We start from the raw sequence: 14,741 nt of genomic DNA on the forward strand, positions 1-14,741 counted from the left end.
TGGTTCAGCTGCCTCCGGTGTGCACCTGGAAGGCGGCGCGGCGGACGGCCTTGGCGAGGGCCGGGTCGGGGTGCGCGGCAGCGAGCGCCACCAGCACCTGCACGGTGCGCGGATGCCCGACGGCGCGGACCTCGGCGAGGAGCGCGGGGACCGTCGGCTGAAGCGCGGACTCCAGGTGTCTGACGAGCATCGGGGCCTCACCGTGGTCGGCGACGGCCGCGGCGGTGTCGACCCACAGCCAGGTGGCCTCCTCGCGGGTGAGCACCTCGTGCGCGTCCTCGGGGTCCACTCCGTCGTGCTCGGCGAGCCAGAGCAGGGCGTACGGCCTGAGGGCGGGCTCGTCCACCACGGCGCGGACGTCGTGCTCGGCGGGGGCGCCGACCACGCGGAGCGCCTCGAAGGCGAGGCCGCGCAGCAGGGCGTCCTCGCCGCGGGCGGCGTTCAGCAGCTCGGTGACGGCGCTGCCGACGGGGCGGGCGGCGAGCCAGGCGCGGTACTCGGCGCGGGCGGCGTTGGGGCGGAGCTGGGCGCAGCCGCGGAGCATGTCCTCGGCGGACTGCTCGATGTGGCCGGCGGGGCTCTGCGCGGCGACGCAGATCTGCTCCAGCTTGACCCAGACCGCCCAGTTGCCGAGCGGGGTGAGGGTGGCTTGTCCGTCGCCGCAGGTGAGGGCGCCCACCGAGGCGAGGGCGCGCAGGGCCCAGTCGAGGAGGGGGGCGAGTTCGGCGTCCTGGGCGGGCTCCGCCTGGCCGGCGACGGCGGCGGGGCGCGGGACCTTGGGGCGCGCGGTGACGGCTTCGGGGCCGTAGGAGACCTCGCAGCGTTCGGTGCGCAGTTCGGTGACGCGCTGGCACAGGAGGTCGAGGAGCTGGTCCACGGGGACGGGGCCGGCGGACAGCTGGAGGAAGGAGAGCACCTGGGGCATCGCGGAGACGACCTCGGCGACGGCGGCGGACTCCTGGTCCCGGGGTTCGGGCAGGGCGAGGGACCAGGCGTCGAAGAGGGCGACCCAGCCGCGCAGGACGGCGCTGTCGTCGCGGTCCCAGGCGCGCAGGCGCCAGCCGGGGCGGGCGCTGTCGCCGTGGACCTCGACGAGGCCGGCGAGGCGGGCGGTGTCCCAGTCGGCGCGGACCTGAGAGAGGCTCAGGCCGAGGTCGCTCGCCGCCCGTTCGGCCGTGGTGTCGGAGAGGGTGGCCTTGCCGTCGGTCGCCGCGTCCCTGCCGGGGCCGAGGGCGTTGTCGGCCCAGCGGGCGACGCGGGCGGCGGCGGCCAGACCCGAGCGCGCCATTCTGGCCAGCTCCGCCGGGGCGGGGGTGCCCTCCGGCGGGCGGGGCGCGGGGCGGCGCGTGCGCCGCTGGTTCACTGCTGAGGGGGCGGCGGCCAGGGGTCGGGGGCGGACGAGTCGAAGCCTGGAGTCGCGCGGGATACGGGACGTCACGGGTGCAGTCTTCCGGTTGACGGTCCGAAAACCCAAACGGAATGCCACGGGGGGCTATGGGGGCGGTCAACGGGTGGGGGTGGGAGGGGGTGTGGAGATGTGATCTGGCCAGTGGTACGGCGTTTAACGGAACGTGGGGCGTCGTGGGGGGGCGGGTGGGTGAGGTGGGCGTCGGGGGTGCGTGAACCGGGACTGGTGCCGGGGGGTGGGGGTTACATCAGGGGGGTGAGGAAGCGGCGGAGGGATTCTTCGTAGGGCGTGGGGGTTGTGTTCCACATGGCTGCGTGGGGGGCGTCGGGGATCGGGTGGAGGGTGACCAGGTCGGGGCGTCGGGCGGCCAGGGTGCGGGACGGGGCCCAGGGGGCGACCCGGTCGTCGGGGCCGTGGAAGATCAGGGTGGGGGCGGCCAGGAGGGAGGGGTCCGAGGCCGGGTCGGCGTGCAGGCCGGTGCGGCCCTGGGCGGCGCGGACCGCCAGCGGCAGCAGCGGGCCGGGGGTGTGGCGGGCGGCGGCGAGGGCGCGCAGGGTCGCCTGCCAGTCGAGGACCGGGGAGTCGAGCACCAGCCCGGAGATCAGATGCCGCAGGCCCGAGCGGGTGGCGGCGCGCAGGGCCATGGTCGCGCCGGTGGACCAGCCGAGCAGGACGAAGCGCTCGGCGCCGTAGCGGACGGCGTACCGCATCGCCGCGTCCACGTCGCGCCACTCGGTCTCGCCGAGGTGGTTCAGCCCGTCCGGGGAGCGGGGCGCTCCGAGGTCGCCTCGGTAGGCGAGGGCGAGGACCGGGAAGCGGCGGCTGTGCAGGAAGCCGGTGAGATTGAGGGCGTGCTCCCGGGTGGCGCCCAGGCCGTGCACGGCGATGACCCAGGTGCGGCGCGCCCCGGGGACGAACCAGGCGGGCAGCGCGCCGAGTTCGCCGGGCACGTCGACGTCGGCGTGGTCGAGGCCGAGCGCGCTGCCGGGGTTGCCGACGTACAGGTTGGGCGTGAGCCAGACGGCGTCGCCGGCGCTCAGGCTGCCGTGGGTGACGCGTTCGAGGCGGCGTACGACGCTGTCGGCCGAGTGCGGGGCGTCGGTCAGGACCGGCCCGACGACGGCGTGGGAGCCGTTGCCGGCGAGGCCGTACGTTCCGGGGCGCAGGCTGGCGAGGTCGCGGGTGAGGGTGATCCGGCCGGGGGCCGTGCCGTGCACGGTGAGCCGGGGTTCGGTGGGCAGGGGCCGGCCGGGCGGCGCCTTGAGCGCGGCGTCGCTGGCGAGTCTGCCGGCGGCGACACTGACGGCGCCGGCGGCCAGGGCTGCGGTGACGGCGGCGGCCGTCGCGGTGACAGTGCGCACCCGTCCAGTGTCCCGGCGGATTCCCGTACCGGCCAGTGCTGGACGCACACCGGCGCCCCCGGCGCACGGACACCGGTTCACGCGCCCCCGGCGCCCGCCTCACCCGAGCCGTCGCCCGTCCCCCGCTGGCCGTACCCCCGCAGCCGCTCCCCCGCCTCGGTCATCTGCTCGGCGGTGAGGAGGCTCGGGGTGAGGCCGGGGACGCTGGACGCGGTCAGCCACAGGCGGCACATCCACTCCAGCTGGGCCGTGCGGTCGTAGGCCTGGTCGAGGGTGGCGCCGTAGGTGAGGGCGCCGTGGTTGCGCAGGAGGCAGCCGGTGCGGTCGGCGAGGGCGCGCAGCGCGTTCGCGGCCAGCTCGTCGGTGCCGTAGGCGGCGTAGGGGGCGACCCGTACGGGGCCGCCGAGGGCGGCGGCCATGTAGTGGACGGTCGGGAGCTCGGCCACGAGGGTCGAGACGGCCGTGGCGTGCACGGCGTGGGTGTGGACGACGGCGCGGGCGTCGGTGGCGCCGTACACGGCCAGGTGCATGGGCAGTTCGCTCGTCGGGACGAGCGTGCCGAGCACCTGCCGGCCGTCGAGGTCGACGCCGGTGACGTCGTGCGGCGTCAGCCGGTCGTAGGGCACGCCCGAGGGGGTGACCAGGACGGTGTCGCCGACGCGGACGGAGACGTTGCCGGAGGTGCCGACGACCAGGCCGTCGGCGACCGTGCGGCGGGCCGTCGCCACCAGCTCCTCCCAGGCGGCCGCCACCTGAGCCGCGTCATGACCGGCGCCGGGGGCGGCGTGCTCCTCGATCACCCGTTCGTGGTCCATACCGTGATCCATGCCGTGATCCTCCCAGCGGCCGCGCCCCTTCGGGCCCGCGGACGCACAAGCGGAATGCGGTCCGCCGTGTGCTGACACCACGACGCCCGCCCCAGTTCACCTTCCGTTCACCCTGGTTACTTACGTTCTTCGAGCCAATGACGCTCGAACGATTGCCTGGGTAAATGGAAAGCTTCTCGCTGATCCTCGCGATTGTGGTTGTGACCGCACTCGCGTTCGATTTCACGAACGGTTTCCACGACACCGCCAACGCGATGGCCACCACCATCTCGACCGGTGCGCTCAAGCCCAAGGTCGCGGTGGCCATGTCCGCCGTGCTCAACCTTGTGGGTGCTTTCCTCTCCGTGGAGGTCGCCAACACGATCTCCAAGGGGCTCGTCGACGAGACCGGTATCCGTCCCGAGGTCATCTTCGCGGCCCTGGTCGGCGCCATCCTCTGGAACCTGCTGACCTGGCTGGTCGGGCTGCCCTCCAGCTCCTCGCACGCCCTCATGGGCGGCCTGATCGGCGCCACCATCGCCTCCGCGGGCGTCGGCGCCGTCCACGGTGACGTGCTCGTCACCAAGGTGCTCCTCCCCGCGGTCGCGGCCCCGATCGTCGCCGGCATCGCCGCGATGCTCGCCACCCGCCTGTCGTACACGATGGGCAAGAAGGCCGACGGCAAGGCCGCCGAGAAGGGCTACCGAGCCGGCCAGATCGCCTCCGCGGGCCTGGTCTCCCTCGCCCACGGCACCAACGACGCCCAGAAGACGATGGGCATCATCACCCTCGCCCTGGTCGCCGGCGGCACCGTCGCTCCCGACTCCGACCCGCCCCTGTGGGTCATCCTGTCCGCCGGCATCGCGATCGCGCTCGGCACCTACCTCGGCGGCTGGCGCATCATCCGCACCATGGGCAAGGGCCTGACCGACCTCCAGCCGCAGCAGGGCTTCGCCGCCCAGACCAGCGCGGCCACGGTCATCCTGGCCTCCTCCCACCTCGGCTTCTCCCTCTCCACCACCCACTCGGTCTCCGGCGCGGTGATGGGCGCGGGCCTGGGCCGCAAGGGCGGCGTCGTCCGCTGGTCGACCGCCACCCGCATGTTCGTCGCCTGGGGCCTGACGCTCCCGGCCGCGGCCCTGGTCGGCGCTCTCGCCGAGTACGTCACGGGCCTCGGCGACTGGGGCACCGCGGTCGTCGCGCTCTTCCTGATCGGCTCCAGCGCCGCCATCTGGAAGATCTCCCGCCGCGAGGTCGTCGACCACACCAACGTCAACGAGTCCGAGGAGCCGGCCGGCGTCGTCACCCAGGCGATCGCCGCGGTGACCCCGCCCCCGGCGGGCACGGTCGCCGACGGTCTGTCGGCCACCATCCCGGCGCCCACCGCCGAGTCGGCCCCGCCGGCCGCGACCACCACCGTCTGAGCCCCGCCCACTCCGGTACGAAGGAAGAAATCGTATGAAGATCGACTGGGCGGCTCTCGGCTCCGTCTTCGGCGTCAGCCTGGTGGTCACCGTGGCCCTCGTCGGCCTGTTCACCCTCGGCATCATGGGCCTCTCCCGCCGTGAGCGGGCCGTGGCCCAGGGCGACTCGGCCGCCCTCGCGGTCACCGGCGCGTACGCGTGCTTCGCGGCGTGCGCGGCGGCGGTGGCGTACGGCATCTCGCTGATCGTCGCCTAGCACCCCCTGAGGGACGCGCATCCGGGGCGCGGGACGGTTCGCCGTCCCGCGCCCCACACGCGTCCGCCCCGCGCCCACACCCGTCCGCCCCGCGCCCCACACGTGCGTACAGGTCGCGCGCGGGCGCGCACCCGGGCGCGAGGGGGCGTGTGGGCTTCTGCACACACCCCCGTCGCAGGTCAACAGCAAGTTGACGGCCCTTCCGCGCCCGTGGTGGACTGCCCACGCCATGTACGGCGGCAGGAGAGGAAGCCGGTGCGAATCCGGCGCGGTCCCGCCACTGTCACCGGGGGCGGTCACGATCCCCGGGAGCCAGGAACTCTCGCCGTCGGTCTCGTCGAACCAGGGCGCGGACACCCTGAGTGAGGACATAACGCCATGCCCGGCTGCCGTTCGAGGACCAGCACCAGGCCGCTCCCCGCCCCCGCGGCCGGCTGAGCCCATGGGTGCCGATCGCGTCCACGCGTACGGCGCCGCCGCCGGCCTCTTGGGGGACCTGCTCCTCGGCGATCCGCGCCGCGGGCATCCGGTGGCCGTGTTCGGCCGGGCCGCCGCCGGTGTGGAGCAGGTGCTGTACCGGGATCACCGCGGCTGGGGCGCACTGCACACCGCCGTGTGCGCCGGGGGCGCCGTGGCGCTCGGAGCGCTCGCCTCCCGGACCGTACGCTCCTCCCCCGCCGTCTCCGTCGCGCTGACCGGGGCCGCCACCTGGGCCGTCGTCGGGGGGACGTCCCTCGTACGCGAGGCGCGGGCCATCGGGCGGGCCCTGGAGACGGGCGACGTCGAGGCCGCGCGGGAGCGGCTGCCCCATCTGTGCGGGCGGGACCCGCAGTCGCTCGACGCCGACGGGATCGCCCGAGCGGTGGTGGAGTCGGTCGCCGAGAACACCTCCGACGCCGTCGTCGGGGCTCTGGTGTGGGGGGCCGTCGGCGGAGTGCCGGGGCTGCTCGGCTTCCGGGCCGTCAACACGCTGGACGCCATGGTCGGGCACCGGTCGCCGCGCTACCGGCGCTTCGGGTGGGCCTCGGCCCGCCTCGACGACGTCGCCGGCTGGCCGGGGGCGCGGCTGACCGCCGTCCTGGCGGCCCTCGCCGGGGACGACCGGCGGGGCGCGGTACGGGCCTGGCGCGCCGACGCCGGCAAGCACCCGAGCCCCAACGCCGGGCCCGTGGAGGCCTCCTTCGCGGGCGCCCTCGGGGTGCGGCTGGGCGGGACGCTCTCCTACGGCGGCCGCGTCGAGCACCGGCCCGTGCTCAACGGGGCGGCCGGGCGGGCCGTCGTGCCCGGGGACATCGAACGTGCCGCGCGGCTCTCCCGCCGCGTCGGCCTGCTCGCGCTCGGCGTCACGGTGGCCGCACGCGCCGTCGCGGCGAAAGCGAAGGCCACGAGCACAGCCACAGCCACAGCCACAAGCACAGCTATGGCCGCAAGCACAGCCAGAGCCACAGCCACAGTCACAGCGGGATCGAAAGGGCGTGCGTCATGAGCGGGGGGCTCCTCGTCGCCGGCACCACCTCCGACGCCGGCAAGAGCGTCGTGACCGCCGGGATCTGCCGGTGGCTGGTGCGGCAGGGCGTGAAGGTGGCGCCGTTCAAGGCGCAGAACATGTCGCTGAACTCGTTCGTGACGCGTGAGGGCGCCGAGATCGGGCGGGCCCAGGCGATGCAGGCCCAGGCCTGCCGGGTCGAGCCGACCGCGCTGATGAACCCCGTGCTGCTCAAGCCGGGCGGCGAGCAGAGCAGCCAGGTCGTGCTGCTCGGCAAGCCCGTCGGCGAGATGAGCGCCCGCGGCTACCACGGCGGGCGGCGGCAGCGGCTGCTGGAGACGGTGCTGGACTGCCTGGCCGAGCTGCGGGGCACGTATGACGCCGTGATCTGCGAGGGGGCGGGCAGTCCCGCCGAGATCAACCTGCGGCGGACCGACATCGTGAACATGGGGCTCGCGCGGGGCGCCCGGCTGCCGGTGCTGGTGGTGGGCGACATCGACCGCGGGGGCGTCTTCGCCTCCTTCTTCGGGACCGTCGCCCTGCTCTCCCCCGAGGACCAGGAACTCGTCGCCGGGTTCCTCGTGAACAAGTTCCGCGGTGACGTCTCGCTGCTGGAGCCGGGCCTGGACATGCTGCACGGGCTCACCGGACGGCCGTCGTACGGGGTCCTGCCGTTCCGGCACGGTCTCGGCATCGACGAGGAGGACGGGCTGAGGGTCTCGCTGCGGGGCACCGTGCGGGAGTCGAACGTCGCCCCGCCCGTCGGCGAGGACGTGCTGCGGGTCGCCGTCTGCGCGATCCCCCTCATGTCCAACTTCACCGACGTGGACGCGCTGGCCGCCGAACCGGGTGTCGTGGTGCGGTTCGTGGACCGGCCGGAGGAGCTGGCCGACGCCGACCTCGTGGTGATCCCGGGGACCAGGGGGACCGTGCGGGCGCTGGAGTGGCTGCGCGAGCGCGGGCTCGCGGACGCCGTGCGGCGCAGGGCCGCCGAGGGGCGGCCGGTGCTCGGCGTCTGCGGCGGGTTCCAGGTGCTCGGCGAGCACATCGACGACGAGGTGGAGAGCCGGCGCGGGCAGGTGGAGGGGCTCGGCCTGCTGCCGGTGCGGGTGCGGTTCGCCCGCGAGAAGACCCTCACCCGGCCGGTGGGCGAGGCCCTCGGCGAGCGGGTCGAGGGGTACGAGATCCATCACGGCGTGGCCACCGTCGAGGGCGGCGAGCCCTTCCTGGACGGCTGTCGCGTCGGGCAGACCTGGGGCACCCACTGGCACGGCTCGCTGGAGTCGGACGGTTTCCGGCGGGCGTTCCTGCGCGAGGTGGCCACCGCCGCGGGCCGCCGGTTCGTGCCGGCCCCCGACACCTCGTTCGCCGCGCTGCGCGAGGAACAGCTCGACCGGCTCGGCGACCTGATCGAGGAGCACGCGGACACCGACGCGCTGTGGCGGCTCATCGAGTCGGGCGCGCCGCCGGGACTGCCGTTCGTCCCGCCGGGGGCGCCCGTATGAGCCTTCCGCCCCTGTCCCCGCCCCCGTCTTCGCCGACCGCCTGCGCCGACCCGGCGTCCGAAGGAGTGATCGTCACGTGACCGCCCCCTTTCCGTTCACGGCCGTCGTCGGACAGGACGACCTCCGGCTGGCCCTGCTCCTGAACGCGGTGAGTCCTGCGGTCGGCGGGGTCCTGGTGCGCGGCGAGAAGGGCACCGCCAAGTCGACGGCGGTGCGGGCGCTTTCGGCGCTGCTGCCGGAGGTGGCGGTGGTGCCGGGGTGCCGTTTCTCCTGCGACCCGGCGGCGCCGGACCCGGGCTGTCCGGACGGGCCGCACGAGGCGGCGGCGGGTGCGACGCGCCCCGCGCGCATGGTGGAGCTGCCCGTCGGCGCGTCGGAGGACCGGCTCGTGGGCGCGCTGGACATCGAGCGGGCGCTCGCCGAGGGCGTGAAGGCGTTCGAGCCGGGTCTCCTCGCGGACGCGCACCGCGGCATCCTCTACGTCGACGAGGTCAACCTCCTGCACGACCATCTCGTCGACCTGCTGCTGGACGCGGCGGCGATGGGCGCCTCGTACGTGGAGCGTGAGGGCGTGTCGGTGCGGCACGCCGCCCGCTTCCTGCTCGTTGGGACGATGAACCCCGAAGAGGGCGAACTGCGGCCGCAGTTGCTGGACCGGTTCGGGCTGACCGTCGAGGTGGCCGCGTCGCGCGAGCCCGAGCAGCGGGTGGAGGTCGTGCGGCGGCGGCTCGCCTACGACGACGACCCGGCGGGGTTCGCCGCGGGCTGGGCGCGGGAGGAGGCCGACGTACGGGCGCGGGTCGTGGCGGCGCGGGAACTGCTGCCGCATGTGCGGCTCGGCGACGGTGCGTTGCTGCGGATCGCGGCGACCTGCGCCGCGTTCGAGGTGGACGGCATGCGGGCCGACATCGTGATGGCGCGGACGGCGACGGCGCTGGCGGCGTGGGCCGGACGGACCGACGTGCTGGCGGAGGACGTACGGCAGGCGGCGCTGCTCGCGCTGCCGCACCGCCGTCGCCGCAACCCGTTCGACGCGCCGGGCCTGGACGAGGACAAGCTGGACGAGACGCTGGACCGGTTCCCCGACGACGACCTCGACGAGCGAGGCGGCCAGAACGACCCGACCGACGGCGACGACGGCGACGAGGACCCCGACCCCGACGGACCGGGCGGTCCCGGCGGGGGCGGCGGGCTGCCGCCGCAGGACGGGCCCGAGGGCGGCGAGCCGCCGTCCGGTGAGGCGCCCGCGCCGGCGGACCCCGCCGGGAGCAAGGGCGAGGGCGAGGGCGGCCGGCCGGCCGGCGCCGGGGAGCAGTCCGCCGTGCGGGCCGCCGAGCCCTTCCGTGCGAAGGTGCTGAGCGTGCCCGGTCTCGGGGAGGGAGCCGCCGGGCGGCGCTCGCGGGCCCGGACCGAGCACGGGCGTACCACGGGGGCCCGGCGTCCCCGAGGGGCGCTCACCAAGCTGCACTTGGCGGCGACCGTGCAGGCCGCCGCGCCCCATCAGCACGCGCGGGCGCGGTCGGGGCCGGGACTGGTGGTGCGGCGGGACGATCTGCGGCAGGCGACCCGTGAGGGGCGTGAGGGGAACCTCGTGCTGTTCGTGGTCGACGCCTCCGGGTCGATGGCGGCGCGGCAGCGGATGAGCGCCGTGAAGGGCGCCGTGCTGTCGCTGCTGCTGGACGCCTACCAGCGCCGGGACAAGGTGGGTCTTGTGACGTTCCGGGGCTCGGGCGCCGATGTGGCGCTGCCTCCCACCTCGTCGGTGGACGCGGCGGCGGCCCGGCTGGAGGCGCTGCCGACCGGCGGGCGCACCCCGCTCGGCGCCGGGCTGCTAAAGGCGCACGACGTGCTGCGGGTGGAGCGGTTGCGGGATCCCGCGCGGCGGCCGCTGGTCGTGGTGGTCACCGACGGGCGGGCGACGGGCGGCCCCCAGCCGGTGGCGCTCGCGGGGCGGGCGGCCCGGCTGTTCGCCGCCGAGGGCACGGCGTCGGTGGTCGTGGACTGCGAGACGGGACCGGTGCGGCTGGGGCTCGCCGGGCGGCTCGCGGGTGAGCTGGGAGGTACGGCGGTGACGCTCGACGAATTGCGGGCGGACTCGATCGCCGGGCTGGTCAGGGAAGTTCAAGGCGACAGGAGGGCCGCGTAGATGCCGCAGGGACAGCCGAGCGTCGTACCCGACGACGGACTGACGACACGTCAGCGACGGAACCGGGCGCTCGTGATGGTGCACACCGGCGTCGGGAAGGGCAAGTCGACCGCCGCCTTCGGGCTGGCGCTGCGGGCCTGGAACCAGGGCTGGCCGATCGGGGTGTTCCAGTTCGTCAAGTCGGCGAAGTGGAAGGTCGGCGAGGAGAACGCGCTGCGGGTGCTGGGCGCCAGCGGTGAGGGCGGCTCTGTCGACTGGCACAAGATGGGCGAGGGCTGGTCGTGGATCCAGCGCGACCCCGACGGCGACAACGCCAGCAACGAGGAGAAGGCCCGGGAGGGCTGGGAGCAGGTCAAGCGCGACCTGGCCGCCGAGCGCTACAAGCTGTACGTGCTGGACGAGTTCGCCTACCCGCTGCACTGGGGGTGGATCGACACCGCCGAGGTGATCTCCGTGCTGCGGGACCGGCCCGGGACCCAGCACGTCATCGTCACCGGGCGCAACGCGCCGCAGGAGCTGGTCGACTTCGCCGACCTCGTCACCGACATGTCCAAGGTCAAGCACCCGATGGACGCGGGGCAGAAGGGGCAGCGGGGAATCGAGTGGTGACGTCCGCCTCGTTGTCCTCGCTGGTGTCCTCCTCGGTGTCGGTGCCCCGGCTGGTCGTCGCCGCGCCGTCCTCCGGCAGCGGCAAGACCACCGTCGCGACGGGCCTGATGGCCGCGTTCGCCGCGCGGGGGCTCGCCGTGTCCCCGCACAAGGTGGGCCCGGACTACATCGACCCCGGGTACCACGGGCTCGCGACCGGGCGGGTGGGACGCAACCTCGACGCGTACATGTGCGGACCGGCGTCGGTCGGGCCGCTGTTCGCGCACGGGGCGCGCGGCTGCGATCTGGCGATCGTCGAGGGCGTGATGGGGATGTTCGACGGGGCGGCCGGGGAAGGGGAGTTGGCGTCCACGGCGCATGTGGCGAAGCTGCTGCGGGCGCCGGTGGTCCTGGTGGTGGACGCCTCGTCGCAGTCGCGGTCGGTGGCGGCCCTGGTCCACGGGTTCGTGTCGTGGGACCCGGAGGTGCGGGTCGGGGGCGTGATCCTGAACAAGGTGGCCTCCGACCGGCACGAGGCGTTGCTGCGGGAGGCGATGGAGTCGGCGGGGGTGCCGGTGCTGGGGGTGCTGCGGCGGACGGCGCAGGTGGACACCCCGTCACGGCATCTGGGGCTGGTGCCGGTGGCGGAGCGGAGGGCCGCGGCGCTGGACGCCGTGGCGGCGATGGGGGCGCAGGTCGCCGACGGGTGCGATCTGGACGCGGTGATGTCGCTGGCGCGCGGTGCCGGGGTGCTGTCCTGTGCGGCATGGGACGCGGCCGGGGCTCTCGGCGAGCCGTCCGGGCCGGGCGCGAGGGGCCGGGGTGACAGGCCGGTCGTCGCTCTCGCCGGGGGGCCCGCGTTCACCTTCTCCTACGCCGAGCACGCCGAGCTGCTCGCCGCCGCCGGGGCCGAGGTCGTGACCTTCGATCCGCTGCGGGACGAGGGGCTGCCCGACGGGAGCGCCGGGCTGGTCGTCGGGGGCGGGTTCCCCGAGATGTACGCCGCGGAGCTGTCCGCCAACGAGCCGTTGCGCAAGGCCGTCGCCGAACTGGCGCTCAGCGGCGCGCCGATCGCCGCGGAGTGCGCCGGACTGCTGTACCTGTGCCGGGAGTTGGACGGGCAGCCCATGTGCGGGGTGCTCGACGCCTCGGCGCGGATGTCCGGGCGGCTCACCCTCGGCTACCGGGACGCGGTGGCAGTGAGCGACAGCGCGCTGGCCGCGGCCGGGACGCGGATGCGGGGCCACGAGTTCCACCGGACCGTCGTCGAACCGGGGGCGGGGACGGCCCCGGCGTGGGGGATGCGGAGCCCGCAGCGGCGGGTCGAGGGCTTCGTCCAGGGCGGTGTGCACGCGAGCTACCTGCACACGCACTGGGCGGCCGAGCCGGGCGTGGCCCTGCGCTTCGTGGAGAGGTGCCGTACGCCGTGAACGGCGGCGGCTCAGCCCGACAGGCCCACCACCAGCCAGATGAAGGCCGCGCCCGCGATCGTGCACAGCACGGTGGAGCGGGCGGGGTGATCGTGGTGGGCCTCGGGCAGGATCTCGGCCGCCGCCAGGTAGAGCAGCGCGCCGGCGAAGAGAGCGAGATAGCCGCCGAGCAGGTGCTCGGGGATGGTGACGAACGTGGTCGAGGCCGCGCCGAGGACCGGCGCCGCCGCGTCGGCGAACAGCATGATCAGGGCCTTGCGGCGGGCGTTCCCGTACAGGCTCGTGATCGTGTACGTGTTGAAGCCGTCGGCGAAGTCGTGGGCGACGACCGCCAGCGCGACCGCCGTGCCCATGCCGCCGCCGACCTGGAAGGCCGCGCCGATCGCCACGCCGTCCATGGCGCTGTGGCCGACCATCGCCGCGGCCGCCGTCAGGCCGACCTGGGGTGTGCGGCCGTCGTGCTCCCCCGCGCCGTGGGCCGCCCGGCGCAGGGCCAGCAGCCGTTCCACCAGATGGGCCAGCAGGAAGCCTGCCACGAACAGCAGCAGCGCGGCTGGGACGCCGAACACCTCCGTGCCGGCCGCCTCCAGGGCCTCCGGCAGCAGATCCAGACCGACCACGCCCAGCATCAGGCCGCCGGCCAGCCCCAGCACCAGGTGGCGGCGGTCGGTCACGCGTTGTGCCGTCCAGCCGCCGGCCAACGTCATCAGGAACGCGCCGAGCGCGACGAACACCGCCATGCCCCCTTCGTATCCGATCAGGGCCCGTCCGCGCACCTCCGTACCCCGAGCAGCGGGGAGGAAGGCCGGTGAGCCTCGTGGTGGGCGTCGGCGCGTCCCGGGGCGTGCCGGTGGAGGAAGTGCTGGGCGTGATCGAGGACGCGCTGCGGGAAGCGGGGCTGTCCGCGCGCGATGTGGCCGAGCTCGCCACCGTGGACGCCAGGCGCGGCGAACCCGGCGTCGTCGGGGCGGCCTTGCGGCTCGGGGTGCCCGTGGTGACGTACTCCGCCGCGGAGTTGGCCGCCGTGCCGGTGCCGAACCCGTCGGACGCGCCGGCCGCCGCGCTGGGCACGCCGTCCGTCGCGGAGGCCGCGGCGCTCGCGGGCGGGGGCGAACTCCTCGTACCCAAAAGGAAGTCGGCGCGGAGGGACGGGCGGCCGGGCAGGGCGACCTGTGCGGTGGTCCGACGCGACGGTTCCGGGCAGCATCAGCACGAAGGGCATGTGGACTGCCATGCACACTGACGGACACGACCTGCGCCACCACGGGGACTCCGAGGTGCGGGACGACGGCGCCGCGCTGGTCGACCTCGCGGTGAACGTCCGCGCGCACACGCCGCCGGACTGGCTGCGCGAGCACATCGCGGCCTCCCTGACCGGTCTCGCCGCCTACCCCGACGGGCGGCGGGCGCGGGCCGCGGTGGCGGAGCGGCACGGGCTGCCGCCGGAGCGGGTGCTGCTGACGGCGGGCGCGGCGGAGGCGTTCGTGCTGCTCGCCCGCGCTTCGAAGGTGCGCCGGCCGGTGGTGGTGCACCCGCAGTTCACGGAGCCGGAGGCGGCGCTGCGCGACGCCGGGCACAGCGTGGACCGGGTGCTGCTGCGGGAGGAAGACGGCTTCCGCCTCGACCCGGCGGCCGTTCCCGAGGACGCAGACCTGGTGGTGATCGGCAACCCCACGAACCCGACGTCGGTGCTGCATCCCGCGCGGGACGTCACGTGCCTGGCCCGGACCGGGCGGACGCTCGTCGTCGACGAGGCGTTCATGGACGCGGTGCCGGGCGAGCGGGAGTCGCTGGCCGGGCGGACGGACGTGCCCGGACTGGTCGTGCTGCGCAGTCTGACGAAGACGTGGGGGCTGGCCGGGTTGCGCATCGGCTATGTGCTCGGCGCGCCGGAGACGATACGGGAGCTGGAGCGGGCGCAGCCGCTGTGGCCGGTGTCCACGCCCGCGTTGGCGGCGGCGCGGGCGTGTGTGTCGGGGCGGGCGGTCGCGGAGGCGGCGCACGCGGCGCGGCGGGGCGCCGCGGACCGGGAGTATCTCGTGGCGGGGCTCGAGCGGTTCGCGGGGCACGGGGTGCGGGTGGCGGGACCGGCGCAGGGACCGTTCGTGCTGGTGCGGGTGCCTGACGCGGGGGTGGTGCGCGGGCGGTTGCGGGAGCTGGGCTACGCGGTGCGGCGGGGGGACACGTTTCCCGGGCTCGGGGAGGAATGGGTGCGGGTGGCGGTGCGGGACCGCAGGACGGTGGACGGGTTCCTGGAGGCCCTGGGACGGGCGCTGGCCACCGGCTGAGCCGGCCGGTGCGGGCACTGGCTGGTCCGGGCAGCCGGCGGAG

General features: G+C 75.2%; 12 protein-coding genes, 1 pseudogene and 1 riboswitch. Of the genes and pseudogenes, 9 read left to right on the forward strand and 4 right to left on the reverse strand.

The window, feature by feature from the left end:
- Positions 1 to 4 precede the first annotated feature (4 nt).
- The 3 genes from ACFYXA_RS13125 to ACFYXA_RS13135 form a co-directional block, all read right to left on the reverse strand.
- Positions 5 to 1,438, reverse strand: coding sequence for a hypothetical protein (locus tag ACFYXA_RS13125; protein ID WP_389031900.1), 1,434 nt, complete (start codon positions 1,436 to 1,438; stop codon positions 5 to 7).
- Between the two features lie 212 nt (positions 1,439 to 1,650).
- Positions 1,651 to 2,769: an alpha/beta hydrolase gene (locus ACFYXA_RS13130; RefSeq protein ID WP_389031903.1), complete on the reverse strand. Its 1,119-nt coding sequence runs from the start codon at positions 2,767 to 2,769 to the stop codon at positions 1,651 to 1,653.
- Positions 2,770 to 2,846: 77 nt separating this feature from the next.
- Positions 2,847 to 3,596, reverse strand: coding sequence for a class II aldolase/adducin family protein (locus ACFYXA_RS13135; protein WP_389031906.1), 750 nt, complete (start codon positions 3,594 to 3,596; stop codon positions 2,847 to 2,849).
- Between the two features lie 164 nt (positions 3,597 to 3,760).
- On the opposite strand from ACFYXA_RS13135, the gene ACFYXA_RS13140 reads away from it, so the two are divergent.
- The 7 genes from ACFYXA_RS13140 to ACFYXA_RS13170 all read left to right on the forward strand — a co-directional run bounded on the left by ACFYXA_RS13140 (position 3,761) and on the right by ACFYXA_RS13170 (position 12,410).
- Positions 3,761 to 4,999 (forward strand): inorganic phosphate transporter, encoded by a 1,239-nt coding sequence (locus ACFYXA_RS13140; protein ID WP_389031910.1) that lies wholly within the window; start codon positions 3,761 to 3,763, stop codon positions 4,997 to 4,999.
- Between the two features lie 34 nt (positions 5,000 to 5,033).
- Positions 5,034 to 5,255, forward strand: coding sequence for a hypothetical protein (locus ACFYXA_RS13145; RefSeq protein ID WP_130437446.1), 222 nt, complete (start codon positions 5,034 to 5,036; stop codon positions 5,253 to 5,255).
- A 244-nt stretch (positions 5,256 to 5,499) separates the two neighbouring features.
- Positions 5,500 to 5,577: riboswitch (cobalamin riboswitch) on the forward strand.
- A 120-nt stretch (positions 5,578 to 5,697) separates the two neighbouring features.
- A complete protein-coding gene (locus ACFYXA_RS13150) occupies positions 5,698 to 6,741 on the forward strand; it encodes a cobalamin biosynthesis protein (protein ID WP_389031913.1) in 1,044 nt (347 codons plus the stop codon).
- Positions 6,738 to 8,246 (forward strand): cobyric acid synthase, encoded by a 1,509-nt coding sequence (locus ACFYXA_RS13155; protein WP_352247637.1) that lies wholly within the window; start codon positions 6,738 to 6,740, stop codon positions 8,244 to 8,246. The genes ACFYXA_RS13150 and ACFYXA_RS13155 overlap by 4 nt, the downstream gene beginning before the upstream one ends.
- A gap of 76 nt (positions 8,247 to 8,322) precedes the next feature.
- A complete protein-coding gene (locus ACFYXA_RS13160) occupies positions 8,323 to 10,392 on the forward strand; it encodes a putative cobaltochelatase (RefSeq protein WP_389031917.1) in 2,070 nt (689 codons plus the stop codon).
- On the forward strand, positions 10,393 to 11,001 hold the full coding sequence (cobO, locus tag ACFYXA_RS13165; RefSeq protein WP_130437442.1) for a cob(I)yrinic acid a,c-diamide adenosyltransferase: 609 nt from the start codon (positions 10,393 to 10,395) through the stop codon (positions 10,999 to 11,001).
- Between the two features lie 23 nt (positions 11,002 to 11,024).
- A complete protein-coding gene (locus ACFYXA_RS13170; RefSeq protein WP_389033369.1) occupies positions 11,025 to 12,410 on the forward strand; it encodes a cobyrinate a,c-diamide synthase in 1,386 nt (461 codons plus the stop codon).
- Positions 12,411 to 12,421: 11 nt separating this feature from the next.
- Here ACFYXA_RS13170 and ACFYXA_RS13175 read toward each other — a convergent pair whose 3' ends face one another.
- Positions 12,422 to 13,150 (reverse strand): ZIP family metal transporter, encoded by a 729-nt coding sequence (locus tag ACFYXA_RS13175; RefSeq protein WP_351096844.1) that lies wholly within the window; start codon positions 13,148 to 13,150, stop codon positions 12,422 to 12,424.
- A 62-nt stretch (positions 13,151 to 13,212) separates the two neighbouring features.
- Here ACFYXA_RS13175 and ACFYXA_RS13180 point away from each other — a divergent pair.
- Together ACFYXA_RS13180 and cobC are read left to right on the forward strand one after the other, a co-directional pair.
- Positions 13,213 to 13,614, forward strand: a pseudogene (locus ACFYXA_RS13180) (cobalamin biosynthesis protein); the annotation flags it as partial.
- Between the two features lie 28 nt (positions 13,615 to 13,642).
- Positions 13,643 to 14,698, forward strand: a complete 1,056-nt coding sequence (cobC, locus tag ACFYXA_RS13185; RefSeq protein WP_389031922.1) for an Rv2231c family pyridoxal phosphate-dependent protein CobC — start codon at positions 13,643 to 13,645, stop codon at positions 14,696 to 14,698.
- Positions 14,699 to 14,741 lie beyond the last annotated feature (43 nt).

The organism is Streptomyces sp. NPDC002566 (genome assembly GCF_042889585.1).
GTDB lineage: Bacteria > Actinomycetota > Actinomycetes > Streptomycetales > Streptomycetaceae > Streptomyces.

What these genes read in the sequence shown, in the direction of transcription:
- ACFYXA_RS13135 (WP_389031906.1), bottom strand. Translation starts at nt 3,596, where the DNA reads ATGGATCACGGTATGGACCACGAACGGGTGATCGAGGAGCACGCCGCC.
- ACFYXA_RS13140 (WP_389031910.1), top strand. Translation starts at nt 3,761, where the DNA reads ATGGAAAGCTTCTCGCTGATCCTCGCGATTGTGGTTGTGACCGCACTC.
- ACFYXA_RS13145 (WP_130437446.1), top strand. Translation starts at nt 5,034, where the DNA reads ATGAAGATCGACTGGGCGGCTCTCGGCTCCGTCTTCGGCGTCAGCCTG.
- ACFYXA_RS13150 (WP_389031913.1), top strand. Translation starts at nt 5,698, where the DNA reads ATGGGTGCCGATCGCGTCCACGCGTACGGCGCCGCCGCCGGCCTCTTG.
- ACFYXA_RS13155 (WP_352247637.1), top strand. Translation starts at nt 6,738, where the DNA reads ATGAGCGGGGGGCTCCTCGTCGCCGGCACCACCTCCGACGCCGGCAAG.
- cobO (WP_130437442.1), top strand. Translation starts at nt 10,393, where the DNA reads ATGCCGCAGGGACAGCCGAGCGTCGTACCCGACGACGGACTGACGACA.
- ACFYXA_RS13175 (WP_351096844.1), bottom strand. Translation starts at nt 13,150, where the DNA reads ATGGCGGTGTTCGTCGCGCTCGGCGCGTTCCTGATGACGTTGGCCGGC.
- cobC (WP_389031922.1), top strand. Translation starts at nt 13,643, where the DNA reads ATGCACACTGACGGACACGACCTGCGCCACCACGGGGACTCCGAGGTG.